General features: G+C 40.1%; 19 protein-coding genes and 2 pseudogenes. 10 read left to right on the top strand and 11 right to left on the bottom strand.

Annotated features, from left to right (window positions below; translation table 11 throughout):
- Nucleotides 1-2: 2 nt before the first annotated feature.
- The 9 genes and pseudogenes from RDN79_RS14440 to RDN79_RS14400 all read right to left on the bottom strand — a co-directional run.
- Nucleotides 3-713 (bottom strand): SprT family zinc-dependent metalloprotease, encoded by a 711-nt coding sequence (locus RDN79_RS14440; RefSeq protein WP_308573249.1) that lies wholly within the window; start codon nt 711-713, stop codon nt 3-5.
- A complete protein-coding gene (locus RDN79_RS14435) occupies nt 713-3907 on the bottom strand; it encodes an HsdR family type I site-specific deoxyribonuclease (RefSeq protein ID WP_223126783.1) in 3195 nt (1064 codons plus the stop codon). Before RDN79_RS14435 ends, RDN79_RS14440 begins: the two co-directional genes overlap by 1 nt.
- The gene (locus RDN79_RS14430) at nt 3904-5097 is read right to left on the bottom strand and encodes a restriction endonuclease subunit S (protein ID WP_050441024.1); all 1194 of its coding nucleotides are present in this window, start codon (nt 5095-5097) and stop codon (nt 3904-3906) included. Before RDN79_RS14430 ends, RDN79_RS14435 begins: the two co-directional genes overlap by 4 nt.
- Nucleotides 5094-7766, bottom strand: coding sequence for a class I SAM-dependent DNA methyltransferase (locus tag RDN79_RS14425; RefSeq protein ID WP_308573248.1), 2673 nt, complete (start codon nt 7764-7766; stop codon nt 5094-5096). Before RDN79_RS14425 ends, RDN79_RS14430 begins: the two co-directional genes overlap by 4 nt.
- 2 nt (nt 7767-7768) lie before the next feature.
- Nucleotides 7769-7990: a helix-turn-helix domain-containing protein gene (locus tag RDN79_RS14420; protein ID WP_032573711.1), complete on the bottom strand. Its 222-nt coding sequence runs from the start codon at nt 7988-7990 to the stop codon at nt 7769-7771.
- A 327-nt stretch (nt 7991-8317) separates the two neighbouring features.
- The gene (locus RDN79_RS14415) at nt 8318-9580 is read right to left on the bottom strand and encodes a type II toxin-antitoxin system HipA family toxin (protein WP_223126785.1); all 1263 of its coding nucleotides are present in this window, start codon (nt 9578-9580) and stop codon (nt 8318-8320) included.
- A gap of 3 nt (nt 9581-9583) precedes the next feature.
- On the bottom strand, nt 9584-9904 hold the full coding sequence (locus RDN79_RS14410) for a helix-turn-helix domain-containing protein (RefSeq protein WP_032573715.1): 321 nt from the start codon (nt 9902-9904) through the stop codon (nt 9584-9586).
- A 102-nt stretch (nt 9905-10006) separates the two neighbouring features.
- A complete protein-coding gene (locus RDN79_RS14405) occupies nt 10007-10717 on the bottom strand; it encodes a hypothetical protein (RefSeq protein WP_308573247.1) in 711 nt (236 codons plus the stop codon).
- Nucleotides 10718-10763: 46 nt separating this feature from the next.
- Nucleotides 10764-10889 (bottom strand): annotated as a pseudogene (locus tag RDN79_RS14400) (helix-turn-helix domain-containing protein); the annotation flags it as partial.
- Between the two features lie 998 nt (nt 10890-11887).
- Between RDN79_RS14400 and RDN79_RS14395 the strand changes: the two are divergent.
- The 4 genes from RDN79_RS14395 to RDN79_RS14380 all read left to right on the top strand — a co-directional run bounded on the left by RDN79_RS14395 (nt 11888) and on the right by RDN79_RS14380 (nt 15504).
- Nucleotides 11888-12793 carry a helix-turn-helix domain-containing protein gene (locus tag RDN79_RS14395; protein ID WP_149928492.1) on the top strand — a complete coding sequence of 302 codons (906 nt, stop codon included), beginning with the start codon at nt 11888-11890 and terminating at the stop codon, nt 12791-12793.
- Between the two features lie 84 nt (nt 12794-12877).
- Nucleotides 12878-13984, top strand: a complete 1107-nt coding sequence (locus tag RDN79_RS14390; protein WP_149928494.1) for a site-specific integrase — start codon at nt 12878-12880, stop codon at nt 13982-13984.
- Nucleotides 13985-13992: 8 nt separating this feature from the next.
- Entirely contained in the window at nt 13993-14358 is a 366-nt protein-coding gene (locus RDN79_RS14385) for a lipofamily protein (protein ID WP_149928496.1), read from the top strand.
- 264 nt (nt 14359-14622) lie between these two features.
- Complete coding sequence (locus RDN79_RS14380) at nt 14623-15504, top strand: mobilization protein (protein ID WP_270746629.1); 882 nt, start codon at nt 14623-14625, stop codon at nt 15502-15504.
- A 290-nt stretch (nt 15505-15794) separates the two neighbouring features.
- Here the strand turns inward: RDN79_RS14380 and RDN79_RS14375 are convergent, their stop codons facing one another.
- The gene (locus RDN79_RS14375) at nt 15795-16601 is read right to left on the bottom strand and encodes an SEC-C metal-binding domain-containing protein (protein ID WP_032595631.1); all 807 of its coding nucleotides are present in this window, start codon (nt 16599-16601) and stop codon (nt 15795-15797) included.
- On the bottom strand, nt 16591-17169 hold the full coding sequence (locus RDN79_RS14370) for a hypothetical protein (RefSeq protein WP_032595630.1): 579 nt from the start codon (nt 17167-17169) through the stop codon (nt 16591-16593). The genes RDN79_RS14375 and RDN79_RS14370 overlap by 11 nt, the downstream gene beginning before the upstream one ends.
- A gap of 170 nt (nt 17170-17339) precedes the next feature.
- On the opposite strand from RDN79_RS14370, the gene RDN79_RS14365 reads away from it, so the two are divergent.
- The 6 genes and pseudogenes from RDN79_RS14365 (at nt 17340) to RDN79_RS14340 (ending at nt 22069) form a co-directional block, all read left to right on the top strand.
- Entirely contained in the window at nt 17340-17705 is a 366-nt protein-coding gene (locus RDN79_RS14365; RefSeq protein ID WP_149928501.1) for a helix-turn-helix domain-containing protein, read from the top strand.
- A gap of 11 nt (nt 17706-17716) precedes the next feature.
- Nucleotides 17717-19093: pseudogene (locus RDN79_RS14360) on the top strand (DUF3987 domain-containing protein).
- Nucleotides 19094-19171: 78 nt separating this feature from the next.
- The gene (locus RDN79_RS14355; RefSeq protein ID WP_146352613.1) at nt 19172-20251 is read left to right on the top strand and encodes a DUF6371 domain-containing protein; all 1080 of its coding nucleotides are present in this window, start codon (nt 19172-19174) and stop codon (nt 20249-20251) included.
- A 138-nt stretch (nt 20252-20389) separates the two neighbouring features.
- Nucleotides 20390-20698 (top strand): MobC family plasmid mobilization relaxosome protein, encoded by a 309-nt coding sequence (locus tag RDN79_RS14350; RefSeq protein ID WP_149928505.1) that lies wholly within the window; start codon nt 20390-20392, stop codon nt 20696-20698.
- Entirely contained in the window at nt 20688-21629 is a 942-nt protein-coding gene (locus RDN79_RS14345; protein WP_308573246.1) for a relaxase/mobilization nuclease domain-containing protein, read from the top strand. Before RDN79_RS14350 ends, RDN79_RS14345 begins: the two co-directional genes overlap by 11 nt.
- 35 nt (nt 21630-21664) lie before the next feature.
- Complete coding sequence (locus tag RDN79_RS14340) at nt 21665-22069, top strand: hypothetical protein (protein ID WP_084824991.1); 405 nt, start codon at nt 21665-21667, stop codon at nt 22067-22069.
- Nucleotides 22070-22179 lie beyond the last annotated feature (110 nt).

The following is a 22179-nucleotide window of genomic DNA, read 5'->3' as shown; positions in this document are numbered from 1 at the left end:
CGTTATTCTTTGTATGGTAGTGCTACAAATGCATTCAGTTTTTGGCGCAAAGCGCGCCAATTCGGAAGACGTTTGGTCATCAACATCTCGAAAATTTTATTATGATTATCGACTTTAAAATGACAGAACTCATGTACAATTACAAACTCAATGCACTCACGTGGTACTCGGGCAAGTTCAAGATTAAAGATAAGGAGACGCTTTGAAGGAATACAACTGCCCCATTCAGTCTTCATCTGCTTGACCTGCCATTCAAAAGGATTTTCTTCAAGTTTATTAGCCCAATATTGGAGCATTGATGCCAGTTCCTTTTTAAGATGCGACCTATACCAGATACGCATTAGTTCTGCTCTTATTTCAATAGAAGTGCCAGGTTTCAAAAACATATAAAGTTTGTTACCTTTAAGTTCCATACTATTTGAATAGTGAGGTAGCTCTTCTACAATAAGTTGATACCGTTGACCAAATAAATAATGACTCTCGCCCGATACGAATTGCCGTTCTGTCTGTCGAGGTTGGGCGAGTATTTCCTCAATCTGAACGTGAAGCCATTCTAGTTTTTGCAATACGAAATTCCGAGCGTCATCATCAGTCAGATAATTAGGCATAGAGATATGTACCCTCGCATCCGGAGGATAAACAGCCAAATGCAAATTTTTAATGGATTTGCGTTCGACTTCGATTTCAATATCTGCTACTACTATGGTGTGCATTAAAACTCAGGATTTTTTATTGCTATGCTCAGGATATCATCTACATTAAATGGTTTGGAGCGTGCAAGTGAAGCTAATGCTTTACGAAGTTTTGCTTCCTTCACATCATTAGTCCTAAATCCTTGCTTAGCATTAACTTTTATAAGTTGATAAACTTCGAGAGCTAACTCTACATCTTCGCCAAGATTATCGAACAACGCTTGTTTCCCTTGAGTATCAAGCCGAGGGTCTGATGTACGGTTACCCAGTTCACGAGCCAATTCCGCTATTGCTTTGAGATATTCCTTGTACTCAAGAACTCCTTGGCGATACTCCGCAAGCAGTCGGTTTATGCGTTCTGAGAATTTTCTATATTCTTCTGGATTACTCTCACGTTTACGGTTTACTACACGACGAACATTGGCAGTAATCGTTGAAGCAACACCGTCCTTTCCTCCAAGTGCTTCCTCGGCCTCTTGTTCTGCTTCCTCTGAGTTGCCGTCTAGCACAAGATCAAGAAATGAAAAGTCTTCAAGCATAGCGAAAACCTTTGAGGGCTTGGCATCTACATACATATCAAGTATGTTCCTCATCTGCTGATCATACAGTTTCATGTCGATAATATCTCCGGCACGGCGCATTATGGCATTCCGAATATTATCAAAATTCTTGATACGCTCAAATATAGTCTGCGCCTCTTCAGTCGTATAACCAGCTCTCTCCATTTCAAGCGCAATTGCAGAATAACGAGTCACAAGAATTTTTACAGCATTATAGAAGGCTTCGCGTATGGGGGCACTTCGGATAGTTGCAGCTTCTTCTTCATCAGGCTCCGTGCTGCGTTGGTCGAATACAAAGTAATCAAAAAATTCGTTGGTCGTTTTTGGATGAGCAACAGGCTCACAAAGATGCTCTACACGTTCAAGTGCCGTGTCCAGATCGCGCTTGGCATTCTCAAATCGATCCGTTAACAATCCTTCCACATCTTCCTTGTCGTAATCTGAAAATGCTCCACTGGTGTAATCATTAACCGCATTTTCAATATTCTTAAAAAGCTGTTTGTAGTCGACAATATACCCGAACTCTTTTTCTTCATGCTCATTATCTGTACGGTTTACGCGACAGATGGCTTGAAACAAATCATGCCCCTCCATTTTTTTGTCAAGATATAGGTAAGTGGCAGATGGAGCATCAAAACCAGTAAGTAGTTTACTTACCACAATCAATAGTTTCATGTCACCTGGATGGTCAACAAATTGAGTCTTAGCCCATTCCTCAAATTTCTCGGGAGTGCGGTCATTAAACATCTTCTTAGCCATCTCTGCTTTATATTCAGCCTCGCTTTGTGTTTCGCCCGAAGATGATTCTTCTGGACTCGCATCTTTACCGTTAAAACTTGAAACGACTGCACAATGCCCTTTAAGTTGTGTTTCCTGAAAGACCTCCCAACAACGATAAGCCTGATAAATGCTATCGCAAACCAGCATTGCATTACCCCAACCTTCCCGAAGGCATGATATGAGTTGCATGTCCTTTACAATGTCGGCTACAATCTTACGCACGCGGTCACGACTCGAAAAAAGATTCTTCATTACAGCCCATCGACTTTTCAACTCTTCTTTTGCTTTCGGACTGAGATTGCGTGTAATGTGTTCAAAGAGTTGGTCAACGGCCTGTTCGTTTTCAAGATTCTGCTCTATTTCGCGAGCTTCATAACGTAGATCGAGAATCACCTGATCCTTAACCGCCTCATTAAATTTATATGTGTGGATATAATTGCCAAAGTTTTCTCTCGATGTAAGTTTACTCTTTTGTTGTTTCAGCAATGGAGTTCCAGTAAAACCAATGAGCATAACATCATCGCCCATGATTTTTTTCATGGCTTTGTTGAGTATACCACCTTGTGTACGATGGCATTCGTCAACAAAAACAAATATATTGCCTTTAGCCTTGAATCCTTTCGGCAGTTTTTCTGCAAGTGCAGCCATATATTGCTCAGGTGAGCGTTTTCCTCGAAGTTTCTTCTCTTCAGGAGAAAAAGCGGAGTCCTCCTGTCCTGCAATACCGAATTTATGAATAAGGGTACAAATCAAATTAGGTTCAACTTCTGACAGCATCGAAAGAAGATGATTTCCGCTTTTGGCACGAATTGGTTTATGACCGGCATCTTTGAATCCATTCTCAATTTGTTTGTCGAGTTCATCACGGTCGGTGATAATAACAACACGCGGGTCATTTGGCATATTCTCCAATATCCATTGAGCCAGCCATACCATCATCAAACTTTTGCCGGCACCTTGCGAGTGCCAGATAATACCACTTTGCTTATTGCGGATGCGTGGTTTTGCTGCCTCGAATGCAAAATATTGGTTTGGACGACAAACTTTTTTAATACCTCCGTCATATACAACGCAGTCATGAATAAGACGCAAAATTCTTTTCGGTTCAAGCATCTGAAGCAATGAACGATCAAGCTCATTAGGAAATTCTGATCTTGGAAATAGCTCAGGAATTGGTTCGGGAGTGGACGTATCATTGGGATAACTTTGACCTGTTGGTTCTTTCCAACGCAACCAAAACTTTTCCGGAGTTAGTATTGTACCATAATGCACTCCTTCACTATCGTTTCCGGCAAAAAGAAATTGGGCAGGCACAAAAAAATGACATATCTCATTATCTTTACCATTGTTGCGAATTTGCTGGCGTACACCGTCCTTTACGCTAACAGTTGATTTCTTCAATTCAATAACTCCAAGAGCCATTCCATTGACATATACTACTATGTCTGGACGCCGCGTACGATATTCCTCTATATTACGATGGACTGTTACCTCTTCTGCCAAAGAAAATATATTGTCGGCCACATTATCCTCGGACCATTCAATAATTTTGACTGTTTTACTATGTCCGTCATCACCTTGAATATTTACTCCATAGCGCAGATAACTATAGAAGTTCAGATTGCTCTGAAACAGCGTATCCTTGTCATGACATCGGCTTATTTCCAAGTCGAGCAAGCGAAGAACTTTATCAATCTCCGTATTTGAGGCGTGTTGTGTATCTTTTATAAACTTTCCGAGAATTTCAGGAATAATTGGAAGGTTATCGGCATTCTGTTTATATCCAAGATACTGATAGCCACAGTAATCGTGGAGGAGATTAACAACACGGTTTTGAGTTGTGCGTTCCGAATCTACTAATGGTATCGTGTTCATATTAAACGAATTTTTCCTGTTAATAACTGCTGCATCATGCCTTGACGGACTGCAATATATTTATCCCTTTTTGACTCCAGTGTCTCAATCTCAGCATCCATGTCTGAGAGGACTTCTGCGATTGCAATTTGCTCTGCGGTAGTGGATGGAATTACGACACGCAAATCCATTAAGGTTTTTGCATTTAATTTTGCACGTCCATTGCCAACTATATTAGATTCAAAATCTATGGTCTTAAGGCCGTATGATAAATATCGAGTGTCAGCTTTATTTGGTTTACCCTGTAAAACATGGGCATGATTGTTAACCCATATTTTACCTTTAACATATCGAATGGGATAATCTATAAGATTGTTTGCACCGTCCTCTGCTAACAGGATATATTCTCCATCATGGGTAAAACCATCAACATAGTCTTGAATTCCATTTGCTCCATAATACGGAATATTTCCTTTTTTTCGAAGAGCTTCAGCGACAGGAATGCGCAGATTATCAAATCTTATACAGATATTATCTACAGTTTCTTCTTTCCATGGTTCATCGAAACCGGGAAGTCGACGACGAACTGTTAGGAGATCTTGCATAGTCCCCTGCATTATAGACCGTTTCTTTTCAATCAGAGTATCAAGTTCACGAATTAACTTATCTAAATCGCTCAATGCTTCTGCGATTCTCTCTTGCTCTTTATATTTCGGCGCATATAATGGAAGACGTTTTACTATCTCTGCCGTAAAGCTTTGCTGTTTTGAACCTTGACTAAAATTGAAAGCAAGATAATCGCTCCATTGACGATAAAACCAAAACAAATATTTCACAGTCATCTTGTCAGTGCTATTGATTGCAAGACATGACTGATTTGTCGTTGTGGGAATTTTAACAAAGGCACATCGCCCTCTAGTCCCCGCAGCTTCAAGCCCTGTAATTGCAATAAGGAATGTTCCCGGTTTATGCAACGTAAGATGAGTATTCTTTTGAGCGTCTGAAGATATGTGCTCTCGAGTATTTTCAATTTCACAATAATTTAGCTCTCCGCTTGAAATCCATGGGATTGTACCAACAAAGTTATCAGGGATACCTCGATAAGGGGTAGCCCCCGCAGAAAAAGTTATTAAGAAATCAGCAAAGGTGCCTATATCCCAATCCTCTGGTATTTGGCACAACTCAGTTTGTTTGAATTTAGTTTCAATCATACTTCAAAACCCATTTTAGCGAGGTGAGAATTAACCTTTTCTTCAAATCCACGTACCGATAACTCAATATCAGATAGACGTCGAGCGTAACGATCAGCAAGAGCAGTAACTTGTTGTTCAATATCCACGGTTACATCGAAAGCCGCACTAATGGCTCCACCAACTATAGCGGTATGCCATTTGTCGTTGACAACCATATCCTTAATTTCCGATTCTTGTAAAGTTGGATATTTTTCAACAACAAGTTTGGTCAACTTTAATATCTTTTGTTTAACATCTGTCTTAGCATCAGCCAACTCTCTGTTAAAGTCAATATATTTTTTATATAACTTAATGGTTTCATCTGGCAATGCCGCATAATTGACAACTTCCTTCAACCGATATTTAATTGCACTTACACTCAAATCACTAAGACGGTCGAAAACATTCCGATTTTCAGCTATTATAGCTTCGCGTTTCTCTTTGCCAATCTTTCCTTTTTCGTTAATAGCAAGATATGTCTCTAAAACATCTTTTTCTCCCTCCAAAGGTTTAGGACATATAGCGTAGATATATTTGCTTATGATTTCGGTAACAGTATCGTTAAGTTCCTCGGGGTATTCCTCCTCCATCTGTTCTATCTCACCTTTGAGTTGTGACACACGCTCTTCAGCTTTATTGACCACATTGTTCTCTTCTTTGAAATATTGATTGATAACAACATGAACTGGCAACAAATCGCAATTATAATCCCTGAAGGTAGGATTCTTTTTAGGAACGAACCTTACCTCTTTAGATTTTTTATCGGTCGTAAGAACATCACAAGACAATTCTACCGTCCAACCATAGCGAGAAATCAGATAACAATCATCTTGCATAACAGAATTCCAATAGTTTAGCAATATGTCATATATCGTGTATTTGTCAACGAGACCATCGATTTCGGAGAGCATTTTAAGGAGTGACTCACTCCAGTCTGCTATAAGTTTTTTAGGCTGGCATCCGAGAGCAAGCGCAAACATCTGTTGTGACACAAGTTTATACCATTTTTCTACTGCTTCCGAAAAGAATCCACTTAAAGTACAGAATTCCTTATTGTGTGTAATAGTGTTTGGAATCTCGTTGCGTCCGACGCACAGTTTATAATAATTTTCCTCCAATGGCTCAAACAGCTCGTCTTTGAGTGTCGGACAGTGTCGCCAAAGATAAGAAAATCCTTCTTCTATATCCTTGGCAGGTAATCCTCCGTTTAGTTTGAGGTGAGCATAAAGATCTTGCTGAATTTCAGTATCGACTGGTGTTATATAACGTGACACATTGAGATTGCAATCATTTCGCTCGTTGGTAATTTCGGTGTAAGGTACGAATCGGGCAAAATGAGGTATGGTTTCCTCTTTATCATCAAGGTTACCATTTGCTTCGAGATTTTCAAGAGTTTCCCATGCATCAAATACACGACGAATATCCTGTTCACGAAGTCGATTCTTTGCTCCATCTTTTGCGAATCCAGAGCGAGCATCAATCATAAAAATGCCTTTTGATGTCGAAGTCTTAGCTTTGTCAATAATGATAATACAAGCTGGAATTCCAGTACCAAAAAACAAGTTTGTAGGCAGACTTATGATACCTCTAATATACCGTTTCTCAATAATTTTCCGCCTAACAGCCTCCTCTTCATTGCCACGAAACAGAACTCCGTTTGGCAATATACAAGCTCCCCGTCCTTGGGAATTGATAGACTTGATAATGTGGAGCAAAAATGCGTAATCTTCATAGCCAACCGGTGGAATGGGCGGTAGATTGTCTGAGTTTCCCCATCGACCAAAGATGTCATTAGTCTTAATTTCTCCCTTTATCCATCCTTTCTGAGAGAATGGAGGATTGGCAACGACATAGTTGAATGTTTCCAGTTGATTTGAGGTTGATTTAAAGAATGGCTTTTCAATAGTATCTCCGACTTCTAACTCCGGGTCGTCATAACCATGAAGATACATATTCATAACCGCCATACCTCGTGTTGCCCCATCTAGTTCCTGACCAAATATAGAAACACCATCACGATGCTTGGAATATTCCGCAGCAGCACGAAGCAACAATGATCCCGAGCCGCAAGTCGGGTCATATATGGAAATCTGCGGTCGATTGTCTTTATGTATGCCTATCAGACGAGCCATTAAGCGAGAAACCTCAGCAGGAGTATAGAACTGACCTTTCTTTTTACCACTCTCTGCGGCAAAATTTTTCATCAGATATTCATACGCATCTCCGATAAGATCGTCATCACCTGCACGGTTCTTACTAAAATCAAGGAAATCCCGCTGAAAAACAGAAATGAGGCTTGTCAATGTATCAACCTTAGCCTTCCCTGATCCGAGTTTTGTCGAGTCATCAAAATCAGCTTCGTTGATAATGTGATCCAATCGAGGATTCGCTCGGGCTATAGCATGGAGTTTCTTCTGAATCTCCTCGCCTATATTGGTTTTCCCTTTAAGAGTAACGATGTCATTGAAAGAGCATCCTTCAGGAAGGTCAAAGAATATGTCTGAATCAGATTTAACTTTGTCGCTGATATACTTCAAGAACAGCATAGTCAATACATAGTTCTTGTATTGACTTGCGTCCATGCTTCCGCGTAGGATATTGCAACTTTCCCAAAGTATGCTATATAATTGAGTCTTCTTTATTGCCATAACTAAATTTTTGTCTCACCATTTATAAGTTGACGAGGGTCAACATTAAGTAATTCTGCAACTTTAACCAACATATCAAGGGATGGTTGTGACTTATTAGAACACCATCTTGAAATTGTATTCTCGGACTTACCCATTTGCTCCGCCAACCATCTATTGGTTCTTTGCTTTTCTGCAAGTACCACTTTTATTCTATTCAGCATCATTTGTTGATTATTCGACATTAGTATTTAAATTATCCTCGTTAAATTACAAACAAAAATACATCTAATTCTTCATATAGCCAAGTATATAAGCAACAAAAACATCATTTAAAGGAATGACTACAATTGGCATCAAGCTATGTACAAAAACACATTTACCGCTTTTATCTATTTCATCAATGAATTTCATCTTTCAAAAAATTATGCTACACAAACATTATGTTCGCTCAGCATAACACAAAACTTCAATCGCATCTTATTATTCAATCACATACAAATCAACCATCTATCTCGTATCGTTTGGCAATTTGGCGCATTTTTGCTTGGTAATTTGGCACACTATAATAGTCATTCCGCCTTATATCGCCCATCCAACACTCCGGCAAACATATCCGCTTCTCTCTTGGAAATACTTAATCGTGTTGCCAATTCGCGCCATCCTTTTACAGCTTCAATAACCTCCGAAATAATCTTTTCTGCTGTTTTACGGTTTAGCATGTAGTCTTCGCAAGCATCCAGCAAAATACTCAGCTCTGCTTTATTAGAAGTTAATGAAACAAGCAAACTTTGATACTCACTCAGCGTGGGATTCATGTCATATGCAGGAGATAGTGTCCAACCTTTTGCAGTCAAAAGAAAACCGTGATTGCGAAAATGGTCATCAGTATTGCCGATACAAATATTGAAAGCCACACGGCGGTATAGTTCCTGTAGGTTTCGCTCCACATCGGTACAGCTCTGAATAATAAAGTCGACTATATCCAGATAACCATGCCCGGTAGTTGCATTGTCACCATCACTCAGCCCCAATAAGGTCATGGCAGATGCAAAATGAATACGTTTGCTATCATTAGTTCTATCGAAGCGTTGTGACAGCAATGTATGATATTTTTCTCTTGTAGCCAACACTTTGGTTTTTGCTGCGTTTATCCCTGCTTTTTTAGCAAGTAAGTGACTAAAATGCTCCCAAAGCCCAACATCATAGTCATCCTTACGAGACGGGAACTTAGCAACATAAAGAGTTTTATCCGTATCTATTACATTAGCTTTAGGCCTTGCTCCTCCTAATGATGTCCCAGGTTGCACAAGTTGTGCAATCCATTTCCTATCGGGGAGCATATTGTTTTCTTCGCTCTTCTCAATCTCAGCACTGGCTGCAATCAACTCCCGAATATCTGTCAGAGGTGGGATTTTCAACGATTCACTTACATTTATAAATTCACTATCAGGGGTTTCCTTAAAACGGAATCCACCCATTCGGGAGAAATCATCGATACCAGTCAAAAAATCGAAAGAAGACAATCTTCTTACAGGTCGCTTTTCTTCCGCTGCCGCAATTTGCTCACGACGCAACAACAAAGTTCGTCCCCAACGATCCGGCAAGGCATCAGAAAAACATCCGAATATATCCTTGTCCGGTTGTGTATATTGCTGACTGGGATAATTGTTCAGGTCGTCACTCAAAAACAGATCGCTGTGCTGCCTTAACCATTCATTATTGAACGTAAAACTATAGCTGTCCGCACCACGAAGAGACTCATAGCCTAATTCGCCAATGAGTTCCACTTCTTTGAGCCAATCGAAATCGGCATATACATACAACTTTTTCATAGATTATTCTTTCTTGGATGCACGTTCTCTTGTTTTCAAACTCAAATCTTGCAAAGCTTTTCCCATTTTATCTTCTTTGGCAAGCAGTAAAATATCATCATCGAGCTGCAAAGCATACAGCACACGCATATAAATTCCTATAGCAACAGTTGGAATACCTTTTTCAATTCGAGACACAGTAAGCGGTGAACAGGTAGCCCGTTCTGCCACCTGAGCCACACTCAGATTCCTACGTAAACGAGCTAGCTTAATCTGCTCGCCTACAATCTGCATCTTTTGCTCCAATTTTCGGGGAAGTTTGGTTCCCATTGTATTCTTTGTCATAATCAACCCTTCATATAATATGCAAAGATAATGCTTTTTGTTTATTTAATAATACATTATGAAGATATTGTCTTATACCGTTTATTCCATAAAGTATAGAATTTAGAAGCATACTTGCAATCTTTTTACACCCAATTCTATAATCAAACTTGTTACATTGCCAAGCTTATTAACAATATTTCCGTAGTTAGTAATTAATTGCACCGCTTCAGCCAAATGCAATCTTTCTATAATATCTATCTGTGCACTTACTTCTACATCCCTATGAGCATCTATTCCCTTTCTAACACGAGTTAATTCGGCTGTGTTTTCCTCTCTAAACTTGGTAAGCTCTTTTCTTGCAGCAGTAAATGCTCCATAGTCATAACTTGGGAAACAATCCTTAATAAATTTAATAATATCACCAGTAGTATCAACTAACTTTTTTGAAGTTTCATATATAGCTGTATATGCCGACTTAATAACAGTTCGTTGCTCCCATTCGTCAACATCTTCAACAGACAAGCGCTTCAAATATTCCTTCATTTCAATACTTGTCATTTGAATATGTCCCATCGTATTCCATATGGTTAGATTGTCTTTGAATGCAAATTTCTTAGCTTCATAGATAGACAAAGACGCCATACTACATTTTTTAATTTGCTCTTCACAGACAGCAATATTATTTTTACAATGATTTATGCTTAGATGTATTTGCTCTAGACAATTTTGCTCCATTTGCAATGTTTCATTAAGAGTATTCTTTAGCTCTTTTGCATTGTCACTTATCCGTTGTTGTAAGAAATAGTCTAAAGGACTTTTTTTGTATTTCATATTTATCTTTCTTTTTTGTTATTTCGTTACTCTCTACCTAATCACTGGTCGGTGCACCTGTCTCTATACGAGCTACGGTCAACGGAGAACAGGTAGCCCGTTCTGCCACCTGAGCCACACTCAGATTCCGACGTAAGCGAGCCAACTTAATCTGCTCACCTACAATCTGCATCTTCTGCTCCAATTTTCAGGGAAGTTTGATTCCCATTGTATTCTTTGCCATTACTACATCAATTTAAGGTGCAAAGCGACTATGTCGATGACTTCACCATAATCAACCTATCATATAATATACAAAAGTAATACTTTTTATTTATTTAATGATGTATTACACATAGAAAAATGCACATCTTGGCATAATTAACCATATACATAATCTATTTTGAGCAAAAACTTCCAAAAACTAAATGCTATAATGTTGTTTGTAAGCACCATATACACCTATCAACAAACAATATGTTATTCGTTACAAACAATGCAAATTGTTCATCATACACTCATCATATCAAAGAACTATTTTGCTCGCCAAAAGAAAAAGATATGACTCCACTCTCAACTTGACTTTAATGACCGTTATTATATGCACGGGCAATAAAGTCAAGTCAAACAGAGGGGAAGAAAAGAAAAAAGGCTTCAACTGAATATTTCTCTTTTGGTCAGCATACAATATCCGTGAAAATATCTTGCATTTAGTTGACATTATCGGCGAAAACATCCCTAAATTTTGTACCTTTGTAACCGATAGGAAACAGGTGAACTTCATTGAGGATGCAATACTTCCTCATAGTTCTGATTCATTGAGAAAAGAGTGTAATACAGCCTTAAAAACAAGTCTAGGAGGCTCAAAAAACAACTTTTCTACCGATTAAATTGCAATAATCTATCATTCAGGCAGCTATGTATGCTGCATCGGAAAATAAGTGGTGATTACCAACGATTAGCATATATCATCAATGATTATTAAGGCGTTCATTTTGAACGCCTTTCTTTTTAGCCTTATAAGCGATGGTTATCGTTTATAGGGCTTTTTCAGCTCATTTTTGTACCGCATTTGTTGCTCGCTTGTTAAAGACTGAAAATCCTGTAGAAAGGTAGTAGAGAAACTATACGCCATTTTACACGGTTTTACGGGAATTTACAAAAATAACGGAGAAATAAAGATGAATTAAAATGAGCAGCAACCTGAAAATTAAGCGAATTTGTGCTTGGTGCGGTAAAGAGTTTATCGCCCAAAAGACAACTACTGCGTGTTGTTCCAAGCAATGTGCCAACGCACTCTATAAAAAGAGAAAGCGTGATGAAGCAATCAAAGCAAACAATCAAATCGTAGAAAAGAAGATAGAAGAAAAGCCTATTGAAAGAATAAAAGACAAACCATTTCTTACAATCACCGAAACGGCTATCTATCTCGGAGTAACTAGACCAACCGTTTACGGTTACATTAAACGTAGTGAATTAAAGGTCATTCGCTTGGGCTTCAAATACCTTTTGAATAAAGAGGATATTGATGTGTTATTCAATAATCCAACAGAATTCCATACACCAACAAAAGAGAAAGCCCCTATCACCGACTTCTACACCACCGCAGAAGTCAAAGAGAAATATCATGTAAACGAATCATGGATATTCTTAGTAGCCAAGAAGAACAACATCCCTCGGACTTTCAATCGTGGTAAGACCTACTGGAGTAAGAAACACATGGACGCTTACTTCGCCAAGAAAGCACCGAATCCTGACATTACCGAATGGTACAGTACCCAAGAAATGCACGAGAAGTTCGGCATGACCTTATCCGCCATCTACTGTTTCGTTTCCAAGAATGCCATTCCAAAGAAGAAAGAGGGCATCATGGTGTACTATTCTAAGAAGCATGTGGATATAGCCAAGGGCATTGCTGCCCCCGAAGAACCTCAATATTATACGGTAGCCGAAGCAATGGAGAAATTCAATCTCACCCGTGACCAGCTCTATCATTATGCGAAGTATCATAATATCCCTAAGGTCAAGAAAGGCAAATACACACTTATCTCCAAGCCAGAACTGGATAAGTTGCTTGCAGCCCCAAAGATTGAATAAGTTATTTTTCGGTGAATATACCCACCATTGAATCACCTTATTCCTTTGCACCAAACAAATGTAAAACTCTAAATATTAAACAGTATGTCACACACGTGTACAAAAGTAACAGTTCGTCAGAGAGTGATTCGAAACAATCGTATCTCCTTGTATCTGGATTATTATCCGGCAGTCCGTAACCCTGAAACGATGCAGATGAGCCGCAGGGAATACCTTGGCATCTACATCTATGCCCATCCCAAAAACGAAATGGAACGGGAGTTCAACAACGATATGTTGAACAAAGCAGAAGCGATCCGTTGCATCCGGGTACAATCGCTCATCAACGAAGAGTTTGGCTTCTTGGATAAGACCAAGCAGAAAGCCGATTTCCTCGCCTACTTCAAGAAGATGTGTCGAAACAAAGACCAGAAATGGCAATTCGTCTATCAGCATTTCTACAACTTCGTCAAGGGACAATGTACCTTTGGTGATGTGAATGTGGATTTATGCAAGAAGTTCCGTGAGTACCTGCTAAACGCCAAACAACTCAAACACAGCAACCGCTCCATATCCCTCAATTCGGCATCCGGCTACTACTCTACTTTCAGAGGATTATTGAAGATTGCCTATCGGGATAAATGGTTTCGGGAGAACATTAACGATTACCTTGATAAGATAGAGCCACAAGACGTAAAGAAAGAGTATCTGACGTTGGAAGAAGTAAAACAACTCGCTGCCACTCCTTGCGACATCCCCGTATTGAAATCCGCTTCTCTGTTCGCTTGTCTGACAGGCTTACGCATCAGTGATATTCTCAATCTGCAATGGGAAGACTTTACTATCGCTCCAGACCAAGGTTATTGTCTGCGTATCAGGACACAGAAAACTCAAACGGAGGCAACACTCCCCATCAGTTACGAAGCCTACGAACTATGCGGTACGCCCGGAACAGGCAAAGTATTCAAGAAGTTGAAACGGAGTATGATTAATTATCCGCTGAAAAGCTGGCTCAAAAAGGCAGGGATAACGAAACCGATAACCTTCCACGGATTTCGTCACTCGTATGCCGTCATACAAATATCCTTAGGTACAGATATTTACACGGTCTCAAAGATGCTAACGCATAAGAACGTGTCCACAACTCAGATATATGCCGATTTGGTCAATACCAAGAAGCGAGAAACAGCTAATAAAATATCACTCAAATAGATAGAACTATGAAACGAGGAATCATAACCAACAACGGACAAGGCATCTATATTTCCGATGGCGAAGTATGGATGACCTCTTGGGAGCTGGCAGACTTGTTTTATACAACGGCTGGTACTATCCACGCTGCAATTAAGAGAATACTGAAAATCAATATTTTGAATAGCTACGAAGTTCGTAAGTACATCAAATTGGAGAATGGGAACAATGCCGATGTGTATAATCTCGATATGGTTATAATCCTATCCTATCAGATTGACACCGGGCATTCCGCTGCATTTAGGAAATGGCTAATAAACAAAGTCGCTCATAAACAAGATTACAACCTCCTGTTATATTTTAACAAGGATACAAACCATACATTGTATTGCTAATAAGCAATATCTCTATACCCTATTGATTATCTGCATTGTTTACCTTAAATGATGCAGATAATTTTTGTTTTTAAGATACACAAGCCTATTTACCCAACTATTTTCATCCAAAAGCAAGAAATTTGCAATACGCTTATTATTAGGAGTATAACATGGTGAAAAGTGATGAAATATATCGTCAAAAGCCCATTAACAGGCAAAACTATGGATTTTCTCAAAAATTAATCCTATATATTTGCACACAAACGATTAATACATCTCACTATGGAACAGAGAAAGATAGAACATATAACATTGCATCTGATTGTTTTTGGTACAATCGCAATCATTGGTGTTTTAGCCCGCCAGACCGTACTTCACTATGGTTGGGACGAGTTCAGTAGTTACCTCATTTTGGTGGTATGCACCATTATCATGGGAGCTATCTATCTCAATCTGCAAATGGTATTCAGACAACTCCTTTCCCCAACAATAGAAAAAAGCTTTATGAGATTTGAGTGCTATCGTAATAAGGCGGTGGTAACTGAAAATCCAATAGAACATCAGGAATCTATTGAAAATACCATAGATCCAGAACCTATCGTTTCTGAATCTGAAGCAGAAATCGAAACTACATCTGACACCACAGAAGAAGTTTCTACTCTCTCGCTTTCAGAATCCAATGAAGACATGGTAGAATTTCCAAAGGAGGAAGTCCCTACAGCCTCTATTAGCAACATCCCTATCAATGTGCTTAATCAACCATCAGAATATGAGATTTCCCGTGCAAACGCTATGGCTGAGAAAGAACGAGAATCACAAGAAAAACTTGATAAGGTCATTGCTTACACAAAACAAACCTTAGTTCTCTATCTTGATGAAGCTGCACTTAATCGCTTGTGTAGATATGTTACAAAATATTACTTATCAGATACTCTGCCTAAAGTTGAACCTATAAAGGTTGATTCTCAGTTAAAGACCATTGACATCATGCACTTTGGATGGAATATCGGTAAAGCATTTGGCAAGCCACGCTTACAGACTGCCACATTCATAAAGAGGGTATTCGCTCATACTCTCCGTGATTCGGAAATATCTACCATTGAGCGCAAAATGTCTCATACTGAATCTGAATGCAAGATTAAATTAGACAAGAAGATTGCCTAACTAAAAATCAATCCAAAATTCCAATCTTTCTAATTTTACGGGTTCCTTTTATTTCTTTTGAAACTGAATTGTAAATTATTAACTCATGTCATATGTGTCCACTAAAAATTGGACTCGGTTAAAAGTTAAATAAATTCGGATCACTTGAACTGCAAAGATTTTCAACACCGTTGATATTCTTTTTGCGGGACAAGCCTAAATAGATTTTGTCAGTAAGCGAGATTCCGAGAATCTAAATTTCCTAAACCAACTTTCTATTTTATTGAACTATACCAATATCATTAAAACACTTATAATAAACATTGTTCTACCCTAAACTGGTACACTTTGTGCTTTACACCCTCAGGATCGGACTTGCAACACTCACCATACTTTTTCCCTGACCCGCAAGGACAATAATCATCATCCGTCAGCCCGGGATAATCAGTCAAAGGCTTATGAATGTGCTTGATATAATATATCCAATGTTGAAATGGCTTCGTCCAATACTGCATTAATCCCTCTACCAACGAGTAGTCATAGTTATCCTCGCTATTTCCATCTTTACCCTTAGTAAATAGTACAGCATACTTATGTACTGGATTATCCACAATATCTATGCTTTTGAGTTCAAAGTCCTCAATTATATTGCAACAGAACTGACCATTATATACATATCCTCTTCTGTGTCCACAGTCATGCCTTATGTTACGGATCTGATTGCAGATAGAGCAACGCTCCTTCTTGATTTGTATCACATAGCTACAGAATATCTGATACGGATACAAGCCCTGCAGTCGGATGATACATTCATACAGGTCTTTTACGATAGTAAAAACATCTTGGGAATTGCGTTGGAGATTGTTGCACATAATCTCCACCTGTTCCGCTTCACACCACGCTTTGTAGTATTCGTGCTGTTGCAGCAACTCATACACATCAACCATCCCCTGATATATCTCAATAACAGTCTTTATTGCCCAAAAGTTATTGGCTTGTTGCTCTTGATGATTGTTCCTTGCATTATGCAGATCTTTTCGTACAACATTCAGTGCTCCCTTGTAATCAAAAGAATCATCACAAAGATGTTGCAGAATATCAATGTATTTACTTTCCATCACCAGCTATTATCTTAATTTGTTCTCCAGCTTCTTCCATACCCGACACCGGTCCATCGTATTTCACCTCAATGCATTTACCTGTTGAGTCGCGAATAATAACAGAGAAAGAACACTCTGGTTCAGACTGAAACGAGGGTACATCTGCCACCTGTTCTACAACTGGTTCCGTCTTGACCGCTTCATCAATAACATCCTTTATATAACCGCTGACTATATTCCAAATGATAACACCAGATATGCTTGATGTAGCAATTATTTTCCCCAACCGAACTTTTACCGAGCACAACTCCAATTGCGTAAACTCCTCATCATTGCAACAGATTTCGATACTCACACTATTGACATGCTTGCAGTAGTTATAGAAGTCACTCGCATAATTGGTAAACGCCTTTGGACAATCACGAAACCCTTCTGGTATAAGAACCAACTGCGAAGACATTACAGATTGTTTTATGGGATCCGACAGTTCCATCTCAGTACACCAATCATCCAGCGTCTTAAAGTATTCTTGAATGACAAGATGTGGTTCTTCAACAACACCAACCAATTCACTTAGTTTTGACATAATACTTTATCTATATTTTCATACTCAAATTTTATGCAAAGGTAGCTAAATCCTTTGTAATCATCACTAATTACCATCAAAAAGTTATTCATCAGTTAAATTTTGGTGAATGATTCCACCATTGAAACACCTGTTTCCTTTGCCGTCGAACAATTAAAAACGATTGGCGTATGCAAAAAGAAACAGTAACATTTGATAAGCTACCCGAGGCGGTAGGTTATCTGACCGAACAGGTCATCGAGTTGAAAAAGATGGTAGCGGAACTCCAACCACAGCCATCCGACAAACATGTATTGGTGGAAATCGAGGATGCTTGCCGTATCATCCGTAAAGCCAAGCCTACCATATATACATTGGTGCGCAAAGGACTACTTCCGTCTTATAAGAAGGGGAAGAAACTCTATTTCTACGAGGACGAGCTTCTTGCTTGGATTGAGAACGGACGGAGAAAGACTGCCGAGCAGACATACGAGGAGATGCTTGCCAATATGCAGAGTGGTGTACGCCATAAGCCCAAATCATTAGTGCAATTTTAATAGGTTGGGCTATGGATACATATTCTATTAATCCGGCATCCATCATTGATGAAGCGATTGATTTAAGCACAAGATTGTCTGGTACGGCATTCCCCATCAGTATATTCCCTGCAAAAATCCAACGCATCATCCGTGAGGTACACGAATGCCATAACTACCCTACCGACTACATTGCCGCAGCCATCCTCACGGCAATAGCAGTCGGCATAGGCAACACACACCTTGCCCAAATCAAGCAAGGCTGGCTGGAAAGCCCCATCCTGTATATGGCATTGATTGGAAGACCGGGAGCGAACAAAAGCCATCCGCTCAGCTTTGCAATGAAGCCGTTTCTTGGTTATGACTACCGACAGAATCAGGAATTTGAAAAGGCTCTTGCCAAATACGATGAACTGATGAGCATGAGCCGCAAGGAACGTGCGGAAAGCGGTGAAGAACAATTTCCACAAGAGCCTATCCGCAAACGCTTCTTGGTTTCGGATGTAACTCCCGAAGAGTTAAGCCTCATTCATGCGCAAAACAAACGTGGGTTATGCCTGTGGGCTGATGAATTATCCGCATGGTTCAAGAACTTCAACCGCTATAACAACGGTTCGGAAGAACAGTTCTGGCTCTCTGTGTTCAGTGCCAAGACCACTATGTCCGACCGTAAGAATGCCAAGAGTTCCATCTTCATCAAGCGTCCGTATATATCGGTCATTGGTACTATCCAAAAGAAAATCTTGAACGAGTTGGCTAAAGGTGAACGCTCCAGTAACGGATTTATCGACCGCATTCTGTTTGTAATGCCTAATCTGCAACAGAAGGCACGGTGGAATGACAAAGAACTGCCGGAAGATATAGAGCAAGAATGGAATGCTATCATTGACAGGCTGATACAATCAGAGTGCCACCTCAATGAAGACAGCGAAATTGAACCGCAAACTCTCTTCTTCTCAGAGGATGCCAAGAAACGGCTTTACGAATGGCAGCACCATTTTTCAGAATTGTGCGACCGGGAAACAAACGACACCATTGTAAGTATCTATTGCAAGCTGGAGATATACATCATTCGCTTCTGTCTGATTATCCAACTGGCACGATGGACTTGCGGAGAGTGCGACAAGACGTGTATCGACCTGCTGACGGTGGAGAGAGCCATTAAACTGACAGAATATTTCAAGGAATCCGCATTGAGCGTGCAAAATATTCTGAATGAGAATGCCCTCAACAGTCAGCAATAGGCGATAGTCAATCTGCTGCCTCCTTCCTTTACAACTGCCCAAGCTATACAGATAGCCGAAAAAAACGGAATGAAGGAGCGAACATTTCAACGCTTTCTCAATGACAATATCGGGACTCTGTTCCGCAAAAAGAAGCATGGAGAATATTCAAAGATTAACCCATGACATTTTTGTCGGTTTTGGCACTTTCCAAGAGAAAACGACAATAACGACAAAAGTGACACATAAAACAAGAAACAAACAATGAGTACACATAGATTCATATTAGAACCCTACAAAGGTGTCAGTACCCGGCATACTTGCCCAAACTGCCACTGTAAAAGATGTTTTTCCAAGTACATTGATACGGAGAAACGAATCAAGTTACCCGATTACGTGGGTCGTTGTGACCATGAACAGAAATGCGGTTATCACTTCACGCCTCGTGATTACTTTGAACGGAATCCGTCTGAGAAGGAGAAGTTATCCGAGGATACCTTTCGGAGTTATACGACTATAAAAGAAGTCGAACCGAAAGCCACTTCCTACATTGATTTGGATATAGTCAATCAGTCGTTGCAACGCTATCCCGACAACAAACTGTTCCAATTCTTATCGGCTCAATTTGGAGAAGCGGAGACATTGAAACTGATGGAGAAATACAAAGTCGGCACTTCCAAGCATTGGGACGGTGCAACCGTATTTTGGCAAATGGATTACCAGAACAGAGTTCGCACAGGTAAGATAATGCTTTACAATCCAACGACAGGCAAGCGGATAAAAGAGCCGTACAATCACGTCACGTGGGTACACTCCATACTGCACAAGGATGGCTATAATCTGAAACAATGTTTCTTCGGTGAGCATCTGCTTATAGAAGACAAAAGCCGTCCTGTTGCACTGGTCGAAAGCGAGAAAACGGCACTCATTGCATCCTACTACCTACCCCAATTCCTATGGATTGCATCGGGTGGAAAGAACGGTTGTTTCAATACCAACAGCCTATCCGTTCTGGCTGGAAGAAGCGTTGTGTTATTCCCCGATTTGGGAGCGACTGACTATTGGCAGAGCAAAATCGGGTTGATGAAAAGCTATGGAATTGATGTACAACTGTTCGATTATCTAGAAGCCAAAGCAACTGAGAACGAACGTAAAGAGGGTTACGACATCGCCGATTATCTGTTAAAAGTACGCCCCGATGAAGCCATACTCCAGCAGATGATTAAGAGGAATCCGAACTTGAAAATACTGATAGAGATATTCGATTTGAAGCTCATCAGCGTACAACGAGATATCCCTCAACCGAAGCTTTCACCGCCCAAGAAACGAGGATTCAAACTTTGAGCAAAGGGAGAGGAATCGAGACTTTTTTACTGTAGCAAGTTAATGTCGGTGTATTACATTTCCCGACCACTTACTCCTCAAAAAGTCTGAGGAGGCGGCTCCCGATGGTCACAAATTATTCACTAAAAGCTATTCAAAATGGAAAAGAAACATACGATAACACTCCGTCTGTCTTACGACCAATTCGCATGGCTCGGTGCGCTTTGCAGACGGAGCAAACAGACCCAAAGCGCAGTCATCCGTTCGCTCATTGAGAACGGAACAGTACGTGAACGAATCACGAAAGAGCATATCCACATCATCCGTCAGTTGATAGGTGAAAGCACCAATCTTAACCAATTGGCGAAGCAGGCAAACACCTACGGATTCTTTGCTGTTGCCAAAAGATGCGAAGAGATGGCGCAGCGTATTAATCAACTCATAAAGCGACTGAAAGATGATAGGTAAACAGACAAAAGGAACATCGTTCGGTGGCTGTGTTCGCTATGTCCTGAAAGAGGAGAAATCCAAACTGTTGGAAGCTGTCGGAGTGGATGGCTCACCCGAACAGATGGCGGAGCAATTTGAATTACAAGCATTGCTCGATGACAAGGTAAAGAATATTGTCGGACACACCTCGCTCAACTTCTCTCCTGAAGATGGCGAACGCCTGAAGTCTGATGATGCGTTGATGTTGCAAATCGCCCACGACTACATGAAACTGATGGGCATCGAAAACACGCAGTACATCATCGCCCGGCATATTGACCGTGAACATCCGAATTGTCACATCGTTTTTAATCGGGTGGACAATGACGGTAAAACGATTAGCGACAAGAACGACTTCCGCAGAAATGAAAAGGCGTGTAAGATGCTGACGGCAAAATACCGCTTGCACTTTGCCAACGGCAAAGACCATATTAAGGAGGAACGCTTGCGCCCATACGACCGGGCAAAGCATGAGATATACAAGGCGTTGAAAAAGGAATTGCCCAAAGCTCAAAGTTGGGATGAACTGAAAGAAGCCCTTGCCGACCGTGACATTGATATGAAATTCAAAGTCAGCCGGACTACAAGAGAAATACAGGGTGTCAAGTTTGAGTACAACGGTTTTTCTTTCTCTGGTTCAAAAGTCAGTAGGGAGTTCAGCTACTTGAATATCGACAACCGATTGGGACAGAATGCTTGCGCATCCTTATTGGAGTTAACCCAACAGGAACCCAGACAACAGAAAGAAGAGATGCAGCAAAGCGTTTCTCATTCCGACGATAGCTTTGGCTTAAGTCTCGGTTTGCTAAACGGGAACTCATCCTATGATGCCACTGCCGCAGAAGAAGCCGAGTTCAATCGCCTGATGAAAAAGAAAAAGGCTAAGCGCAAGCGAGGCTTTCATTTATAATTCACCATTTATTAACTTTTTAAACTCAATTAATTTTGTTACAAAACGATTTGATTCTTGATTTTAATCTCTACTTGTGTGAGAAGTTCGGCTACAGAAACAGTTGTAGCGTGATGCAAAATGCCAATGGCTTTTGTGTGAACATCCGTGAGCGTGATTTGGACTGCTACATCCGCTTCTGGGAGTACAGCGAAGGAAGAGGCAACTTCCCCGACTGGTCTATCATCATTGTGCGCAGTAACTTCAAAAAGAACCAAGCCGAAAGCCTGAAAGACTTGGCTCGATTCTTCAAGGAATACATGCCTCGATATGGTTACAGATACCTCTGTACCGAAGGTGATGACTACAAGTATTATCAGACTCTTGGTTTGAAACTTATCCATAGAGACCTGTTCGGTCAAGAAAATTATGGATTAGCAATGAAAGATTTGAATGTCTGATACTTGGTTTTGAGTTAAGGAGGGGATTTTTCCTCTCCTTTTCTCTTTATATACCGATAAATCAGAATTTAGAGGCGATGGCGAAGCTACTCTATGATTATTGGTTTGTA

The organism is uncultured Parabacteroides sp., from assembly GCF_902493135.1.
Lineage (GTDB): Bacteria > Bacteroidota > Bacteroidia > Bacteroidales > Tannerellaceae > Parabacteroides.
Note: the sequence above shows the minus strand (reverse complement) of the source record. Positions and strands in the feature narration are given on the sequence as shown.